The organism is Flavobacterium weaverense (assembly GCF_003688495.1).
Classification (GTDB): Bacteria; Bacteroidota; Bacteroidia; order Flavobacteriales; family Flavobacteriaceae; genus Flavobacterium; species Flavobacterium weaverense.
Window position 1 is genome coordinate 434,076 of record NZ_REFH01000008.1, and the last position, 18,609, is coordinate 452,684.

Genomic DNA, 18,609 nt, shown 5'->3' on the forward strand with positions numbered 1-18,609 from the left:
TCTTAAAAAATATGACTTTCAACGAAAAATATAAAGGCAATGTCCTTCTGGTTAAAACATTTGATTTCGCTCTGAAAATAATTGATTACACAGAAGCACTACAAGAAAGAAAGAAGTTTGTAATTGCTAATCAATTGCTTAAAAGTGGAACTTCAATAGGGGCGAATTCAAAAGAATCGCAAAATGCCGAAAGCAAAGCTGATTTTATACATAAGTTAAAAATTGCAATTAAAGAGGCGGACGAAACAGAATATTGGTTGTTTTTATGCCATGCTCATAACGCTTATCCTGATTGTGAAATGCTTCTAAAGGATTTATCAGAAATTATACGAATACTAAATAAAATAATAGCAACAACAAAATTGAATAATTAGAGAATTGGTATACACGAATATTATCTAATTTTCTAATTGACTAATTATCTAATTAAAAAAACATGTCAAAAGAATTAAAATCAGTAGAATACGGTTTAGAAAAAATATTTGAAGGAGCTCAAGATTTCCTTCCGTTATTAGGTACAGACTACGTAGAATTTTACGTAGGAAATGCAAAACAGTCTGCACACTATTATAAAACTGCTTTTGGATATCAATCATTAGCATACGCAGGACTAGAAACTGGGGTAAAAGACAGAACATCTTATGTTTTAAAACAAGATAAGATTCGCATCGTTTTGACTACGCCATTAAACGAAAATTCTCCAATCAATGACCATTTAAAAAAACATGGTGATGGAGTAAAAGTAGCTGCATTGTGGGTTGAAGATGCAAGAAGCGCTTATGAAGAGACAATGAAACGTGGCGCTCGTTCTTTTATGGAACCAACGGTTGAAAAAGATGAGTTTGGTGAAGTGGTTCGCTCTGGAATTTACACCTATGGAGAGACTGTACATATTTTTGTAGAAAGAAAGAATTACAACGGAGTATTCTTGCCTGGTTACAAGGAATGGAAATCAGATTATAATCCAGAACCAACAGGTTTAAAGTACATTGACCACATGGTTGGTAATGTCGGTTGGAACGAAATGAATACGTGGGTTAAGTTTTACGAAGAAGTGATGGGGTTTGTAAATTTCCTTTCATTTGATGACAAACAAATTAATACGGAGTATTCTGCATTAATGAGTAAGGTAATGTCTAATGGAAATGGTAGAATCAAATTTCCAATAAACGAACCAGCTGAAGGAAAGAAAAAATCACAAATTGAGGAATACTTAGATTTTTACGGTGGACCTGGAATTCAGCATATCGCAATTGCAACTGACGATATCATTAAGACTGTTTCGCAATTGAAGGCTAGAGGAATCGAATTTTTGTCAGCGCCACCTCATACCTATTATCAAGCGATTCCAGAACGCTTAGGAGATCACATGAAATTAATGAAAGAAGATCTAGGTGAAATCGAGAAACTGGCTATTATGGTAGATGCTGATGAAGAGGGTTATTTGTTGCAAATCTTTACCAAGCCGGTGCAAGATAGACCAACTTTATTCTTTGAAATCATTCAACGTATGGGAGCTAAAGGTTTTGGTGCTGGTAACTTTAAAGCCCTTTTTGAGTCTATAGAGCGAGAACAAGCATTACGCGGAACGTTGTAGAAAGGCTTTATTTTTATATTATGTGAAATTTTAACCGATGAACGGTATCGTTTTTTACACATATAGTGTTAAAGTATATTTTTAACTAATAATAACTGGATTTGTTAACTACCTTTGCACTCGCAAAACTGGAGGGGGTGGTTTCCTTCCTAAATTGATATAAATTTCATAATTTATAGTTTTTTGGTTAGTTAATAGCATAAAAACTCAGTCATTATTTGACTGAGTTTTTTTGTTTTAATATATTTGGAACAAAGTTTGCAGGTACAATCCTTAATCTGACAAAGAAAAGAAATGAAAAAGATACTACTCCTCCTTATATTAATTGCTACCGTAAGTTTTGATTCTCCCCAGGAAGATGCTTATGGTGTAGGCGAATATTTTAAATTTAGAATTCATTACGGTATTGTAAACGCTGGGTATGCTACGCTCGAAGTAAAAGACGCAACAGTCAATAATAGAAAGGCTTTCCACGTGGTTGGAAAAGGTTATACCACTGGAATGTCACGCTTTTTCTTTAAAGTTGATGACTTGTACGAAAGCTATATTGATAAAGAAACCGGTAATCCAGTTCAATACGTTCGGAAAATTAATGAAGGTGGATACACTAAGAACCAAGAAGGGTTTTTTAATCAATCAACAAATCGTGTAGTGGTTAAAGACTATAAAAGTAAGAGTGAGAAAACTTTATTGATCCCAAAAAACACACAAGATATCCTTTCAACTTTTTATTATTTGAGGAATCATCCTAATATTGATAAGTTAAAAGTGGGTGAAGCTATTGCTATAGACATGTTTTTTGATGATGAAACTACAAAATTTAAGCTAAAGTTTATTGGTCGGGAAAATATAACCACTAAATTTGGCGTTGTTCCTTCTATGATATTTAGACCGTTAGTACAATCAGGACGTGTTTTTAAAGAGCAAGAGAGTCTAACAGTTTGGATTTCAGATGATGGAAATAAATTACCGCTTCGAATAAAAGCTAGTTTAGCTGTAGGATCTATTAAGGCAGATATAGACGCATATAAAGGATTGAAAAATTCTTTTAAAACAAAATAAGAATGAACGAAATTGAGAATTCAGAATACCTTTTAAGAGAAATTGAGCTTAAATACCAAGCTATAAATCAAAAAACAGAGACTCAACTTGAAGGATTACTTTGGTCTAAACCCATTACTTATTGGGATTACATCCAAACAGATGCTTTACTAAATATTCAAACCCAAAGAACCACGCTTCCGGATGAAATGGTTTTTATTATGTATCATCAAGTTAATGAATTGATTTTCAAGATGATACTTTGGGAGATGAAGCAAATTTCATATTGCGAGAACATCGATACTGTCTTTTTTACAGAGCGCTTGATGAGAATCAGTCGTTACTTTGATATGCTAACGACCTCTTTTAGTATCATGGAAGACGGGATGGATGTAGATCAATACATGAAATTTAGAAATACGTTGACTCCAGCTAGCGGATTTCAAAGCGCACAATATCGCTTGATCGAATTTTCTTCAACTGATTTGATTAATCTTATTGATCACCGTTTTAGAGATTCTATTGATAGAAGCACTTCTTATGATTTTGCTTTCGAACATTTATATTGGCAAGCAGCCGGAAAAGATTATCACACTGGTAAAAAGTCCTATCTATTAGATGAGTTTGAAAAAAAATATAAAAAATTATTCCTCAACCACATGGAGGAATACAACACCATTAATATCTGGCAAAAATTCAAACAATTGCCAGAATTAGACCAAAAAAACCCAGAATTAATTCAAGCAATGCGTCATTATGATCATACCGTGAACATAACATGGGTGATGCAACATTTAAATACTGCTAAAAAATATATTGATGGTAGTGGTAAAGGTGATGGTGAAGCGACTGGTGGCAGTGACTGGAAAAAATACATGCATCCTAAGTATCAGAGAAGAATATTCTTTCCTGAGTTATGGAGCGAGCATGAATTAAAAAATTGGGGAGCGGAAATGTAGATTGAATTAAAAAACACGGTTTGAAACAAATATTCATAGTTATAATAGTGCTATTTTCTTTGGTTTCTTGTAATAAAGAAAAAAAGGAAGTAGTAAAAGAAAAAACAGTAGAAGTTGTTCCCAAAAAGGCAGAGTTTGGGTTTGTATATGCTGACTATAATGTAGTGCAGGATACAGTACAAAAAGGAGATACTTTTGGAACTATTATTGAAAATCAAAATATTGGTGATCGAAGAGTTTACGATATTATTGCAGCTATAAAAGATACTTTTAATGTTAGATCCATTAGATATCATAAACCATATACGTTACTTCGATCTAAGAATAAAAAACACGACTTAAAAGTTTTTATCTATCAACCAGATGCGCTTACTTATTATGTTGTTGATATGCGCGACAGTGCAGTAGTTGCTTACAAAAAAACAAAACCTATTACTATCAAGCGCCGCACTATTGGTGGGGTTTTAAAAGAATCATTATCAGAAACTTTAGGCAATGCCAAAATTGAAGGAGCGCTAGCAAGTAAAATCGCCAAGATTTATGCGTACTCCATTGATTTTATGAAATTAAAAAAAGGAGATCGCTTTGCAATTACCTTTACAGAGCGCTTTATTAATGATAGTATATATGATGGAGTCGAGGAATTAGAAGCTTCATTTTTCGAGTACAGAGGAAAAATTATTTATGCATTCCCATTTGCGCAGAATCCCAATTCTGAAAAAGTCGAATACTATGATGAAAATGGTAAAACGCTTAAAAATTTTTTCCTTAAATCTCCTATAAAATTTAGTAGAATCTCCTCTCGTTTTTCTTCGAGTCGTTTTCATCCTGTTCAACATCGCTGGAAAGCACATAAAGGAACAGATTATGCAGCACCACGTGGAACACCTATTACTACTACGGCTGGTGGTGTTGTAGAGCAAAGTGGATTTACAGCAGGAAATGGAAATTTTGTCAAAGTAAAACACAACGGAACTTATTCTACACAATATCTTCACATGTCAAAAATTTTAGTTAAACGTGGACAACGTGTAACGCAAGGTCAAGTTATAGGTTTAGTAGGTAGCACCGGTTTAGCCACTGGACCGCATGTTTGTTATCGTTTTTGGAAAAATGGTGTCCAGGTTGATGCATTGCGTTTAAAGTTGCCAACTGGTGAGCCAATGACAGGTAGTAGTAAAAATCGCTTTCTGGAAAAAATTACGCCTCTCAAATTTGAATTAGACAGCATCGCTAATTTATAGTGTTTTCGTTGTTAGTTTTTCGAGGATTTAATATTGGCTAAATTATTTTTTAAGCACCGCTCTATTTTTGGTGGTCAGAGCCAATCTTCAATTCTTGGTACACAGCCTATTTGCAACTTTGATCTATATCTAAAGGACAGAAAATACAAGCATGGTTTTTTGTAAGTATCTAATGAAAAGACATCAATTATTAAATTCTAATAATTATATTAGTACATCACGACCCTAAAATGCAATAGTCTTTCATAACTGTGTTAAATTATATTAAGAAGTTAATCCCACATAAATTGAATGATTTTTTACACTTTTATTTTTAAAAGAAGCACCTTCAATTAACTTCTCTTTTTACTAAATATAGATGCTTAACTAAGCGGAAAAACAAATAGCAGCATACAGGAAGAACTCAATCCATTATAAACAAGTTTTGAAACAATGAAACCCATTCTATCTTTAACAGTATTTACAGGTTTCAAAATGAAAAAAACTATTTGATTTAAAAATTAACGTTCTAGAGTTTAGTTTTCTGTAATTCAATTTACAAGGATCAACTTCTTAAATGCAAATTCCATCGAATCGCTACCGCAATTCTTAAAACAACTGATCAGGAATGATTTAAAAGAGGTGAATATTAAAATACTAAATGATCATAAAATTGTATTCAATTTTCTAAAAAATCATTATTTGATAATTTTTGAAACAAATTTATTCGACATCTACCTGAAATTTTTCTGTTTTGTGTGTTCGAAACCAAATATTATTTTTTTTTCGTAAGAAAAGTAACTATTGAAATTGAGATACGCAGTGCTTTTCTAAGTATAAGTAGCTCTGTAACAGTATTTTTTTACAAATAAATAAAAAAATGAGCTTATAGAATTTCAAGAAATAATATATAAATGTTAATAATAATTTAATTTCTTAAGCAAAAATGTATTTTTTTTAACAAAAAGCTCAATTAATCATTTTTACGTAAAATAAGCGTTTAAAAATTGGAGGAATCTTAACGCTATGTTAACCTTTTAAAACAAAAATGTTATATTTTTGCCAAATATTATTAAACTAATCAATATGAAAAAATTATTTAAGTTGTTTTTTGTGTTAGCGATACTTTTTTGCGCTATCCCAAATATTAACGCACAGGGTAATACTAATTCTTCTATTAGTGGTAGTGTTTACGATAAGGATTCTCAAACCTTACCTGGAGCATCTATCCTTGCAGTGCACACTCCTTCAGGTACTCGTTACTCTGCATCTACTGATGGTTCAGGGAGTTTCAGTATCTCAAACATGAGAGTTGGTGGACCGTACAAGATTGTTGTTAGCTTTGTTGGATTCAAAAACTTTGAAGAAGAAGGTTCTTACCTTCAACTAGGTGAAAACAAAAATTTTAAAATTGTTTTAGCAGAAGAGTCTAATGAATTGCAAGAAGTTGTAGTTAAAGCTACAAGAGATAATACTTTTAATTCACAAAGAACTGGAGCTCAAACAGTAATTAATTCAGATAAAATTAAGGCATTGCCTTCTTTATCTAGAAATATTTCTGACTTTGCAAGATTAACGCCTTCAGCTCAATTAAGAGGTGATGATATTTTATCTATTGGTGGTCAAAATAATAGATTCAATGCTATCTATATTGATGGTGCTGTTAGTAATGACGTTTTTGGATTAGCTGCAAACGGAACTAACGGTGGTCAAACAGGAGTAAGTCCTATTTCTATTGACGCTATTGAGCAATTTCAAGTAAGTGTTGCTCCTTTTGATGTAAAATTATCAGGTTTTGCTGGTGGAGCAATTAGTGCAATTACTCGTTCAGGAACAAATAATTTTGAAGGTTCTGCATATTTTTTATACAGAGATCAATCATTAGCTGCTAAAACACCTCCTTCATTGGCCGGAACAGCAGGTAGACAAAAATTAGCTGACTTCTCAGCGCAAACATATGGTGTTCGTGCAGGTGGAGCTTTAGTTGAAGATAAATTATTTTTCTTTGTTAACTACGAAAGACAAGATAACGAAACTCCACAACCTTTTGCTTTGTCAACTTACACAGGTTTGTCAGGAAATAGATTAGGAGAATTAAGAACTAAATTAGCAACTTACGGTTACGATCCAGGTTCTTTTGAAAACAATGTACGTACACTTAAAAGTGATAAAATCATTGGTAAATTAGACTGGAATATTAACGATAACCATAAATTATCTGTTAAACATAGTTATGTAACAGCTGAGCAATTTTCTCCAAGCCGTTCATCAGCTACTGCACTTAACTTTATTAATGGTAGTCAAGTATTTAATTCTGTTACTAATTCAACGTCATTAGAGTTAAACTCAAGATTTGGAAATAAATTTTCAAATAACTTAGTTGTTGCTTATACAAATGTTGCTGATGATAGAGATGCATCTGGAGATCCTTTTCCAACTGTACAAATCTTCGACGGAGCTAACCAAAGTATTTATTTTGGTGCAGAAGGATTTTCTACTGCAAACCTTTTAGACCAAAGAATTTTAACAATTACTGACAACTTTGAAATCAATGTTGGTATGAATAAAATAACTATTGGTACTCATAATGAATTTTCTCAGTCTAAAAATGTGTTTTTTGGAAACAATTACGGTTCATACCGTTACGCAAGCTTAGATGATTTCTTGTTGAACAAAAAACCAAATAGATATCAATTAAACTACTCATTAATTGGAGGTAGTGGTGATGAGTCTTTAGGAGCAGCTGAATTTGGAACTAAGCAATTTGGTTTCTATGTTCAGAATGACATGAGATTAACAGATAATTTCAAGTTATCTTATGGAGTAAGAGTTGACGTACCAGTTTGGGAAAGAGGTATGGGTAACAATGACTTTAATAATAGAACAATTGCTTTATTGCAAGCTGCAGGTAAAGATTTACAAGGCGCTAGCGTAGGAGAAAGAATTACTACTACTCCACACTTTGCACCAAGAGTAGGTTTTAATTATGATGTTAACGGTAAAAAATCAACTCAAATCAGAGGAGGTTTCGGAGTATTTACTTCAAGATTACCTTTAGTATGGCCAGGTGGAACTTACAATAATAATGGAGTAACTCAAGGCGCTATTCAAATTACATCAGCAGCTCAAATGCCAGTATTTAATCCAAATACTAGCGTTGACAGTCAAATTGCTCCACTTCCTTCCTCTTTCCCTAGACCAGGTTCAGGAAAAACAGGTGGAAATATTGATTTGTTTGCTAAAGATTTTAAATTACCACAGGTATTCAAAGCAAGTTTTGCTGTAGATCAAAAATTACCTTTAGGTCTTATCTTAACTTCTGAAATTACATACAATGATAATATCAGTGCAGTTACTTACGAAAACTTAAATATAAAAAATTCATCAAGTAATTTAACTGGTGCTGATAAAAGACCACGTTACAATGGAAGCGTTAGAGTTGACCCTTCTTATTTAGGTGTTTATTTAGGTTCAAATACAAGTGAAGGTAAAGCATACAATGTAGCGTTTACATTAGCTAAAAACTTTAGATCTGATTTTATTGATGCTAATATCTCTGGAACATATTCTTATGGTAAGTCTACTGTTTTAATGGATGCAACTTCATCTCAAAACAGTTCACAGTGGAACAATACAGAAACTGTTAATGGTGCAAACTATTTAACTCTTGGAAGATCTGATTTTGATCCAGGAAGCAGAATCGTTTCTAATGGTAATGCTACATTCAAATGGAATAAGTTTACTAAATCTAGAATTGGTTTCTTCTACGAAGGAGCTCAAGGTACTCCAATTAGCTATGTTTACAATGATAGCGGTCGTTTATTGCAAGATACATTCTCTAACTCAGCATTAATTTATGTTCCTGCTGCTAAATCTGAAATTGTATTATTAACAAATACTGCTCCAGGAGGATTAACTGCTGATCAACAATGGGATGCTTTAAGTGCTTTCATTGAAGGTAATGATTATTTAAGAGGAAGAAAAGGAAGTTATGCTGAGCGTAACGGTGACCGTTTAAAAACTACTCATATTGTTGATTTAAAATTCGCTCAAGAATTCACATTGAACGTAGGTAAAAAGAAACATACAATTGAGTTCACTGCAGACGTATTTAACTTTACTAATCTTTTAAATAAAAATTGGGGTAAAAGATACTTCACTAGTAATGACCAGGTACAATTGTTACAACAAGTTGGTTTCCTAGCGGATAACACTACACCAACTTTTAGATATAACCCGACTGTTGGGAACAACATCAATCAACTTGATGATGTAGGTTTAAACTCTTCAAGATGGCAAATGCAAACTGGTGTTCGTTACACGTTCAACTAGTTTAACATAAAATAATCTAACCCTCATTTCAATTGAAATGAGGGTTTTTTTTATGCCTTTTTTTGCTATATTTGTTAAAAACAAAAACCTTATTTATGTACAATTTTATTCAAAAATTTCACTCTGGCTGGGCTTATCTAGCGCTTTTAGTATTAGTCATTGCAGTAATTAACTCTTTAATTGGAATGTTTTCCAAAAAAGAATTTACTGCCAAAGATCGAAAAATTGCCATATTAGCTTTGATTGCTATACACACACAATTATTAATTGGATTGATATTATATTTTGTATCGCCTTTAGGTTTGGCCTCGCTAGGGCAAATGTCAGATAAAGCTTTACGCCTTACCTCTTTAGAACATCCCTTAATTAATATTATCGGTATCGCTTTAATTACAATTGGTTGGACTAAACATAAAAAATTATTGACTTCAGAATCAAAATTCAAAACATTTTCTATTTTTTATGGCTTAGGTTTATTACTTATTTTAAGTAGAATTCCATGGTCTATGTGGTTGTAAAATACTAAAAAAAGCTCTAGAAATAGAGCTTTTTTTATCTAGGTATGGTTTTTGTAAAGTAGATTTAATTAAAACAATAGATATGAAAAGATCAATTACTTTATTTTTTTTGTTGGCGGTTATAACATTTGCAAGTGCTCAAAAAAATAGTAGTGCACCCAAACTAAAAGTGCCTGTTCAGAAGGATTCTATTAAAAAGAGTAAGACTATAATTGAAATTCAGGAAAAAAAAACAGACTCTTTGATTAATAGTTTAGGTATTTACAAACCGTATAAGAAAGAGGCGCACGCGTCGTATTACGCTGATAAATTCACTGGAAGAAAAACATCAAGCGGAACTAGATTCGATAACAATAAATATACCGCTGCGCATAAAAAGTTGGCTTTTGGCACTAAAGTAAAAGTCACAAATGAAAGAAATGGGAAATGGGTAATTGTCGAAATTACCGATCGAGGCCCATTTGTAAAAGCCAGAGAAATTGATCTTTCAAAAAGAGCTTTTATGGACATAGTTGCTAATAAAGGTAGCGGATCCATGCAAGTTACTATTGAAGTTCTAGCTGATTAATTACCACTGAGTAAAAGGATTTTGGCTTAAATAAGCATTGTAGTACTTTATATCTCCTGTTACTTCTTCTCCTAGCCATTCTGGTTTTTCAAAGGAAGTTTCTTCAGTATCGAGTTCAATCTCTGCAACAATCAGTCCTTGATTGTCTCCATAAAATTCATCTACTTCAAAAATATGTTCTCCTATTTTTATCTCAAAACGAGTTTTGTCAATAACGCCTTTTTCACATAGAGGTAGTAATTGTTGCGCTTCTTCGACAGAAATCTCCTTTTCCCATTCAAAACGTGATAAACCGCTTGCATTTGATGCTCCTTTAATAGTAAGGAAACCTTGATTACCTTTTATTCGCACACGAACAGTTCGTTCAGGAACGGAACTCAAATATCCTTGCGCAATGTGATTTTTAGTAAATGCGGATTTTTTAAAATCTTCATTTTTCACTAAAAACTTTCTTTCAATTTCAATCATTTTTTAGGTTTTATGTTAGCTATTATATGTAGACTTGGGTTTGAATCTTTCTAATTTCAAACAACATTTTTTCATCTTTATATCTAATAAAGATACTGTTATGAAGCCAAATATACTTAAAATTTAATTTTGGTTTTTCTTAAAGAATCTATTATTTTGCTAACTTCCTACTTTAATAAATAGGCGTTTATCTATCAATTACTTAATCAAGAGATGAAGAGAATGTTATTATTGTTGTTTTTTGCGGTAGCAAATCAATTTTTATGAATAGTTTATCGAAAGTTGTTTCGCCTATTTGTATTTTTACCGAAATTGGATTCAAATAATGAAATTATTTTTTACAGCAAAGCCAAAAGCTACGGCGGCAGGAATTTTGATCGAATTTTTTGGTGAGGCTCAATCTTGGCGAGAAACGAATGATATTTTAGAGCCACTAGTCGAATTGATTCGTTTGATCAGGCCTTTAAATATTAAGGATGAACAAAAGGTAGACTTACAGGAAATGATCTCGTTTTTAAAGCAGAACTTTTCTTGTCGGAAGCAGCTGTCTATATATTTGAAAGAAATATTTAAGGATCGAAAATTTAACAAGATACTTTCTGATGCTGCGATTTTGCAAGATGTTGATTTTATTTTCGAAGTTAAAAAGAGAATTTTCGCAAAATTCTTACCGTACCAACCACAAAAAGATACTTTAGAATACGTTCTTAATCAGGTGTTTTACTTAGCTAACGATGCAATTTGGCTGAACCGAATTCCGCTAAGTCAATTGTCAGAACTTTACGAACTATTAAAATTCAAGTCGATTTACGAAAGCATGGAAACTAATTCCGTGCTATCAGAAGTTCTAATTGCAGAACACTTGCTAATACAAAGAATTAGCGGTCGCGCAAGTGAAACAGATGTAATAAAAATGGTTCCTGAATTTGAGGATTTAGAAAGTCCCTTTTCTGCTTTCGAACAAGAACTATATTTAATTGAGGAAAGGATACGCACATCTGGTAAACATTACATCGCATCTGATGATATATCATTCTCACAGTTGTTAGTGCTTCAAAAGCAATGCGAAGGATTTGTCGACAAGGCTTTCCATAATAGTTCAAAATATGGTATTTCCCTTCGTGTTAATCAGAATTTATTAAAAATTAGACAGCAGTTAGTTCGTTTAAAATTTTTAATATCATTGCTGACAGTTGATACTGAAAAAGACAAAAAGAATAATGGAATTGCATTAGCGCTTGAACTGATAAGGTTCAACTGCTACAAAAATAACGTTAGAAAATTTATTGGAGAAAGTACGCAATTGATTTCTTACGAAATAACGCAGCACACTGCAAAAACGGGTGAACATTACATTACTGAAGGAAGAAAGGAATATTTTAAAATGTTTAGAACCGCGTTAGGTGGAGGTTTTATTGTTGGTATTCTATGTGTTATAAAAGTCTTACTTTCTAAAGCAGACACTAGTTTCTTTGGTCATGCTTTTTTATACAGTATGAATTATGCTTTTGGTTTCATCGCTATTTATATTTTAGGTTTTACATTGGCGACAAAGCAGCCAGCAATGACCGCTTCTGCATTGATTAGAGCTTTAGAAGAAGGAGTTGTTCAAGAAGGCAAAGGTGCTGAAAAGCATAAGGCATTTGCAGTTTTATTTGCTCGCGTGTTTCGCTCTCAGTTTATAGCATTTGTTGGAAACGTACTGATGGCTTTTCCTGTTTCACTATTGGGAATATGGTTAATAGATTATTTTTTACACTATAATATTGCTGCCACTAAGTGGGAATCATTGCTGATAGATTTAAGTCCGATACATTCATTGGCGATTTTCCACGCTGCCATCGCTGGAGTATTTCTATTTTTATCAGGAATTATTTCGGGTAGCGTTGCTAATAGAGACAAGCACAATCAAGTTTATTTTAGAATTACAGAACATCCATTTCTTAAACGGAATTTTGGAAAAACAAGAACTGTAAAATTGGCGAAACTATATGAGAAAAGATGGGCTGGTGTAATATCAAACTTTTGGTTTGGTGTTTTTATGGGTAGTACCGCTTCTATCGGTCTGTTTTTAGGATTGAATCTTGATATTAGACACATCACTTTTGGTAGTGGAAACCTCGCATTAGCCTTGTACGGAGCAAATTATAAAGTAAGTCATTCTATGTTATTTTGGGGAGTATTTGGTATCGGTATAATAGGATTAGTCAACTTTATAGTGAGTTTCAGTCTTTCGTTAGGACTTGCATTCCGCTCTCGTGCGATATCACTTTTTGAGCTTCGATTTGTAACCATTTCAATCTGGAATCATTTTAAGGCAAAGCCAATGAGTTTCTTTTTTCCAACAGAAAAGAAAACGCACAATCTAATAATCGATAAGGAAACTAATTCCTAGTAGAATTTCATTATTTGAAAGAGACGATTATTCAATTTATTTATGATAGAGGATTCAATTCCAAATAGAAAAATTATACATGTTGATATGGATGCGTTCTACGCTTCTGTCGAGCAAATGGATAATCCAGAACTTCGTGGAAAGCCGATAGCAGTTGGAGGTTCAGAAAATCGAGGAGTTGTAGCTGCAGCGAGTTATGAAGCGCGAAAATTTGGTGTTCGAAGTGCAATCAGCGGTGTAATGGCCAAAAAAAATTGTCCAGAGATTATATTTGTTAAACCACGATTTGATCGCTATAAAGAAATCTCAAGCCAAATACAGAAAATATTTTACGAATACACAGACTTAGTAGAACCTTTATCTCTTGATGAAGCCTATCTCGATGTGACTATTAATAAAAAAGGGAATCCAAGTGCTACCTTGTTAGCGCAGGAAATTAGACAACGCATTTTTGAAAAAATTGGTATAACTGCATCAGCAGGAATATCAATTAACAAGTTTGTCGCTAAAATTGCCAGCGACTATAATAAGCCGAACGGACAAAAAACTGTAAATCCTGATGAAGTACTTTTATTTTTGGAAAATTTAGCAATTAGGAAGTTCTACGGCGTCGGAAAAGTAACCACTGAAAAAATGTATCAACTAGGTATTTTTACCGGTGTAGATTTAAAAAGTAAGTCTCTTGAATTTTTAGAGAAAAATTTTGGTAAATCTGGAAACTTCTATTACAATGTTGTTCGAGGTATTCATAACAGCGAAGTAAAATCAAATCGCATTACAAAATCAGTAGCGGCCGAAAATACATTTGATAGCAATCTTACTTCTGAAATTTTTATGATCGAAAAATTAGATGCAATAGCGGCTACTTTGGAAAAGAGATTAAAAAAACATAAGGTGGCTGGAAAGACGGTTACTCTGAAAATAAAGTACAGTGATTTTACGCAGCAAACCCGTAGTAAAACCATGCCTTATTTTGTCTCTGACAAAGCGCTGATTTTGGAAATAGTGAGCGAACTTTTATATCAAGAGCGCATGAAAGAATCGGTAAGACTGTTAGGTATTTCTTTAAGTAATTTGAATACAGAACAAAAAGAATTTATTGTTGTCCAACTTAAATTTGATTTTTAGAGTAGTTTTGAGCACGTTCAACAAGGGTTAAAGTTGTATAATTATTACTTTTTGTTTCTAATAAAAATTACATTTGATTTTTAATACACAACTTATGAACGATTTTAAACAATACGAAGAGGCGATCGCGCGACATCACGGTACCTTAAATAGTAAAACTACTCCCGTGTATTGCTGGGATTTCAATAACATATTTCGAGAAGAAGTTAAGAATTTTTTCTTAGATTACAATAAACTAAATTCCATTGCTTCGCAAAGTAAATGGATTGATAACGGCTGGAACTTTGAGCAAAGTCTTAAAGAAGAAGTTATTATTTTAACAGACGCTAAACTAAGAATTGTTTTCGCATCTCATAATATAACTGCAATGAATGGATATACTGCCAACGAAGTTTTAGGTAATAGTCCGAGAATGTTTCAAGGGGAACATACAAATGCAACTACCTCAACTGAAATTCGTAATGCTGTAATAGAGATGAAACCATTTGAGAAAACATTGATCAACTACAAAAAGAATGGAGAGACTTACATTTGTTTAATTAAAGGTTATCCTGTATTTAATAAAAAAGGGGAACTGAGTCACTATATCGCTTTTGAGAAAGCTGCATAAAAAAGAGAAACCCTTTCCAATTGGAAAGGGTTTCTCTTTTTATATCAGGATTGACTGTATTAGTTTTTGCTATTAAGTTTAGATAGTAATCTTAAGAACTCGATGTACAACCAAACTAACGTGATCATTAATCCCATAGCTCCGTACCATTCCATATACTTTGGCATTTTTTGTTCAGCTCCTTTTTCGATTCTATCAAAATCTAAAAATAGATTTAAAGCGGCAATAATGATAACAAAAACACTAATTCCAATACTCATTAAAGAACTGCCATAATGCACCGGCACAAAGCTTGTAAACATTGAAATTAACCAAGAAATAAGATAATAGGTAGCAATAGCTAAAGTCGCTGCTACAACAACAGATTTAAATTGCTCTGTTACTTTCACAATCTTGTACTTATACAATACAAGACATACCATAAAAGTTACAAATGTTGCTCCAACTGCTTGAATAACTATTCCAGGATATTTAGCTTCAAATATAGCCGAAATACCACCTATGAATAAACCTTCAAACAAAGCGTATCCCGGTGCTAAATAAGGTGAATATTGTGGTTTGAATGCAGCAATTACTACTAAAATTAAACCTATAACTGCGCCACCAATTGCTGGAGCAATAGGATTCATGCCATTGAATGCCATCCACCAAATCACCATTGCAGAAGCGGTAAGCAGTAAGAATAAAATTAAACTTTTATTGATAGTTCCGCTCAACGTCATTTCCTGATTATAATCAATAATTGTAGAATCATTTTTACGAGAAACGGCTGTCGAAAAGTTTGTAGTATTTAAAAATGGATTTTTTGAATTGAAACTCATAATTAGATTGATTTTTTATTGTTCAAATATAAATGTTATTTTGCTCAAGATTGTTTAATTAATCTTAAATAATTTTAGACTTAAAATTTTAAATTTATTAAAATAATAAAGCCGTCTGTATATTTTACAAGACGGCTTTGTATTTTAAAATGGATTAGTAAAACTATTCTATTTCAGAAACTCTTAAAGTATTTACCATTCCTTTTTCTTTAATTGGCATTGCTGCTAGATTGATAAGGAAATCACCTTTTTCAACGAAACCTTTTGCTTTTACAATTTCATTGATATCGGTTACGGTATCATCAGTGCTAACTGTTTTTTCATAAAAGAATGATCTCACTCCCCAAAGTAAATTAAGTTGTGTAAGGATTCGCTTATTTGAAGTAAAAACTAAGATATGCGCATTTGGTCTCCAAGCTGAAATCTGGAATGCAGTATATCCGCTATTTGTAAGTGTGCAGATTGCTTTTGCTTGAATTGCATTAGCCATTGTTGCTGCGTGATGACAAATCGTTTTTGTAATAAATCGTTTTGTTTTTATTTGCGGCGTATTTTGCGGAACATGAATCAAGGGAGAATCTTCTACCGCTTGAATAATTTGCGACATTTTTTGAATTACTTGTACAGGATAATTACCTGTTGCAGTTTCTCCAGAAAGCATTACTGCATCTGCACCATCCATAACAGAGTTTGCTACGTCATTCACTTCTGCACGTGTTGGCGTTAAGCTTGTGATCATTGTCTCCATCATTTGAGTGGCAACAATAACTGGAATTCTAGCTGTTTTAGCTCTGCGAATTAATTCTTTTTGGACTAAAGGAACTTCATGAGCAGGAAGTTCAACACCTAGGTCTCCACGAGCTACCATTAAACCATCGCAATATGCAACGATTTTATCGATATTCTCTAGTGCTTCTGGCATTTCGATTTTAGCAATAATTGGAATTTTATGATCTGAATGTTTTGCAATAAGATCTTGCAAATCTTTTAAATCTTCCGGTGTTTTTACAAATGATAATGCAATCCAGTCTACTTTTTGTTCAATTGCGAATATCGCGTCAGCAATATCTTTTTCGGTCATCGCCGGAAGTGATATTTTAGTATTTGGTAAATTTACACCTTTTTTAGATTTTAATTCACCACCCTGAATAACTCTTGCAACAACCTCTGAAATTTTATCCGTCTCAACAATTTCAAAGATTAGTTTACCATCATCAAGTAAAATTCGCTCTCCAGGATTTACATCGTTTGGAAAGTTCTTGTATTTCATGAAAACTTTTTTAGCAGTTCCCAATATATCTTCAGCCGTTGTAAACGTAATTAAATCACCATCTTGAACTACAGTTCCTTCTTCCATTACGCCTACACGTAATTTAGGACCTTGTAAATCACCTAATATTGCTGTTGTGTAGCCAAACTCATCATTTAGACCTCTAATCAAGTCTATCTTTTCTTTTACATCATTGTAGTCAGCATGTGAAAAATTTACTCGGAAAACATTAACACCAGAATCAATCATATCTTTAATGATTTCTCTTGTACTACATGCAGGCCCAAGTGTGGCTACAATTTTAGTTTTTTTGTTTGTAAGCATTTTTATTAAAAAATTAAATTGTTTTTAGATTTTATTTGATTGGTATCAACTACGTAAACTGTCGATACGTTATCTATAGTATTCAAAAGTAGTTGCACATTGAGTAGGTCTAAATCCTCTTCATTGTTCTCTATTTTTAAAAAATAGTCTACTTTTTTAAATTCAGGAAGTAAATAGGCTTTTGTAGCCACTTCCATGGTTAAGTTTGAAAATAAATTTTGAGTGTTATCGTTACTATATTGAATAACCTCATTTTTATTTTGAATTAAGTTCCAAGAGAAGGCGCTTTCTTCATCATTATAAAAAAACCGAGAAAAATTTATTTCTCCTTCTTTTATATTGATTTGAACATCATTTGTACTTTTACTTAGATTTATGGGTAATTTTTGATTGATGAAATACGCTAATCGGTAGTCATCTAACAAGGTGTGAATAGCAATTAAATAATAATCTATTTCGTCAAATTCGCCAAGATCTAGTTTTTGAACAGCCATATCGTGAAAAAAATAAGATGTAAATATACTATTTCTTACCTTGAGAATTGGCGTTCAAACGTGATGTTTTTGTTAATTTATGAACGATAACGTTGTAGTTTTATGAATACATAGTTTATCTTCGCTCCATTTTTTCTTGAAAAGCAAAATAGGCGCGTTGGGAAGCTTTTTCCTCTGCTTTCTTTTTTGATGTAGCTCTCGCTTTGGCAATTACTTTGTCGTCAATACTAAGCTTGACGCCAAATAATCGCTGCCCATCGATGGCGTTGTCTTCAAAAATATCATAGTGAAATATTTTCTTTTCCTTTTGACACCATTCTATAATTAAGCTTTTATAGCTAATTACTTTTCCTTCTAATCGAGCAATGTCAACATAAGGAGCAACTACTCTTTTTTGTATAAATTTTTCGCAGTACTCGTAACCTCTATCTAAATAAATAGCTCCTACTAAAGATTCAAATATATTACCGTGCACGTTATCTCCAAAGTGATTAATAGGCACTTTACTTTCGATAAAACTAGCTAAATTTAAATCTTTACCTAGTTCGTTTAAATGTTCTCTACTTACAATTTTAGAGCGCATTTTTGTAAGATAACCTTCATCGCCTAATGGCGCTTTGTCAAATAAATAAGCTGCAATAACAGAACTAAGCATCGCATCGCCTAGGAATTCGAGACGTTCATAATTCATAGGATTACCAGCTAGATCTAAACGATTAGCAGATCTATGCGTAAACGCTTTCTTATAAATATCAAGATCTATAGGAGCAAATCCTAAAATTTTCTGAATAGAATCAAAAAAAATCCCGTCTTCTAGAGAACGGGATTTTGAAAATATTTTTCTGATTATACGCATATATA

16 protein-coding genes are annotated in these 18,609 nt (G+C 32.6%); 11 read left to right on the forward strand and 5 right to left on the reverse strand.

Features of this window, described 5'->3' with window-relative positions:
- Nucleotides 1-11: 11 nt before the first annotated feature.
- The 8 genes from BC961_RS05515 to BC961_RS05550 all read left to right on the forward strand — a co-directional run bounded on the left by BC961_RS05515 (nt 12) and on the right by BC961_RS05550 (nt 10,238).
- Nucleotides 12-374 (forward strand): four helix bundle protein, encoded by a 363-nt coding sequence (locus BC961_RS05515; RefSeq protein ID WP_121924858.1) that lies wholly within the window; start codon nt 12-14, stop codon nt 372-374.
- A gap of 62 nt (nt 375-436) precedes the next feature.
- On the forward strand, nt 437-1,597 hold the full coding sequence (gene hppD, locus BC961_RS05520) for a 4-hydroxyphenylpyruvate dioxygenase (protein ID WP_121924859.1): 1,161 nt from the start codon (nt 437-439) through the stop codon (nt 1,595-1,597).
- 294 nt (nt 1,598-1,891) lie between these two features.
- Nucleotides 1,892-2,659: a DUF3108 domain-containing protein gene (locus tag BC961_RS05525; RefSeq protein ID WP_121924860.1), complete on the forward strand. Its 768-nt coding sequence runs from the start codon at nt 1,892-1,894 to the stop codon at nt 2,657-2,659.
- A gap of 2 nt (nt 2,660-2,661) precedes the next feature.
- On the forward strand, nt 2,662-3,597 hold the full coding sequence (locus BC961_RS05530) for a tryptophan 2,3-dioxygenase family protein (RefSeq protein ID WP_121924861.1): 936 nt from the start codon (nt 2,662-2,664) through the stop codon (nt 3,595-3,597).
- Between the two features lie 20 nt (nt 3,598-3,617).
- On the forward strand, nt 3,618-4,841 hold the full coding sequence (locus BC961_RS05535; protein WP_121924862.1) for a M23 family metallopeptidase: 1,224 nt from the start codon (nt 3,618-3,620) through the stop codon (nt 4,839-4,841).
- Between the two features lie 1,065 nt (nt 4,842-5,906).
- Nucleotides 5,907-9,152 (forward strand): TonB-dependent receptor, encoded by a 3,246-nt coding sequence (locus tag BC961_RS05540; RefSeq protein WP_121924863.1) that lies wholly within the window; start codon nt 5,907-5,909, stop codon nt 9,150-9,152.
- 95 nt (nt 9,153-9,247) lie between these two features.
- Nucleotides 9,248-9,670, forward strand: a complete 423-nt coding sequence (locus BC961_RS05545) for a hypothetical protein (protein ID WP_121924864.1) — start codon at nt 9,248-9,250, stop codon at nt 9,668-9,670.
- A gap of 82 nt (nt 9,671-9,752) precedes the next feature.
- Nucleotides 9,753-10,238 (forward strand): septal ring lytic transglycosylase RlpA family protein, encoded by a 486-nt coding sequence (locus BC961_RS05550; RefSeq protein WP_121924865.1) that lies wholly within the window; start codon nt 9,753-9,755, stop codon nt 10,236-10,238.
- On the opposite strand, the gene BC961_RS05555 is transcribed toward BC961_RS05550, so the two are convergent.
- On the reverse strand, nt 10,239-10,706 hold the full coding sequence (locus tag BC961_RS05555) for a CYTH domain-containing protein (RefSeq protein WP_121924866.1): 468 nt from the start codon (nt 10,704-10,706) through the stop codon (nt 10,239-10,241).
- Nucleotides 10,707-11,031: 325 nt separating this feature from the next.
- Between BC961_RS05555 and BC961_RS05560 the strand changes: the two genes are divergently transcribed.
- From BC961_RS05560 to BC961_RS05570, 3 genes are all read left to right on the forward strand, one after another.
- Entirely contained in the window at nt 11,032-13,101 is a 2,070-nt protein-coding gene (locus BC961_RS05560; protein WP_121924867.1) for a recombinase, read from the forward strand.
- Between the two features lie 42 nt (nt 13,102-13,143).
- Nucleotides 13,144-14,229, forward strand: coding sequence for a DNA polymerase IV (gene dinB, locus BC961_RS05565; protein WP_121924868.1), 1,086 nt, complete (start codon nt 13,144-13,146; stop codon nt 14,227-14,229).
- 94 nt (nt 14,230-14,323) lie between these two features.
- Nucleotides 14,324-14,839, forward strand: a complete 516-nt coding sequence (locus BC961_RS05570) for a PAS domain-containing protein (RefSeq protein ID WP_121924869.1) — start codon at nt 14,324-14,326, stop codon at nt 14,837-14,839.
- 59 nt (nt 14,840-14,898) lie between these two features.
- On the opposite strand, the gene BC961_RS05575 is transcribed toward BC961_RS05570, so the two are convergent.
- The 4 genes from BC961_RS05575 to rnc form a co-directional block, all read right to left on the reverse strand.
- Complete coding sequence (locus tag BC961_RS05575) at nt 14,899-15,660, reverse strand: Bax inhibitor-1/YccA family protein (RefSeq protein ID WP_121924870.1); 762 nt, start codon at nt 15,658-15,660, stop codon at nt 14,899-14,901.
- 163 nt (nt 15,661-15,823) lie between these two features.
- Nucleotides 15,824-17,254 carry a pyruvate kinase gene (gene pyk / locus BC961_RS05580; RefSeq protein ID WP_121924871.1) on the reverse strand — a complete coding sequence of 477 codons (1,431 nt, stop codon included), beginning with the start codon at nt 17,252-17,254 and terminating at the stop codon, nt 15,824-15,826.
- Nucleotides 17,255-17,259: 5 nt separating this feature from the next.
- The gene (locus BC961_RS05585) at nt 17,260-17,748 is read right to left on the reverse strand and encodes an IPExxxVDY family protein (protein ID WP_121924872.1); all 489 of its coding nucleotides are present in this window, start codon (nt 17,746-17,748) and stop codon (nt 17,260-17,262) included.
- Between the two features lie 115 nt (nt 17,749-17,863).
- Nucleotides 17,864-18,604, reverse strand: a complete 741-nt coding sequence (rnc, locus tag BC961_RS05590; protein ID WP_121924873.1) for a ribonuclease III — start codon at nt 18,602-18,604, stop codon at nt 17,864-17,866.
- Nucleotides 18,605-18,609: the final 5 nt, after the last annotated feature.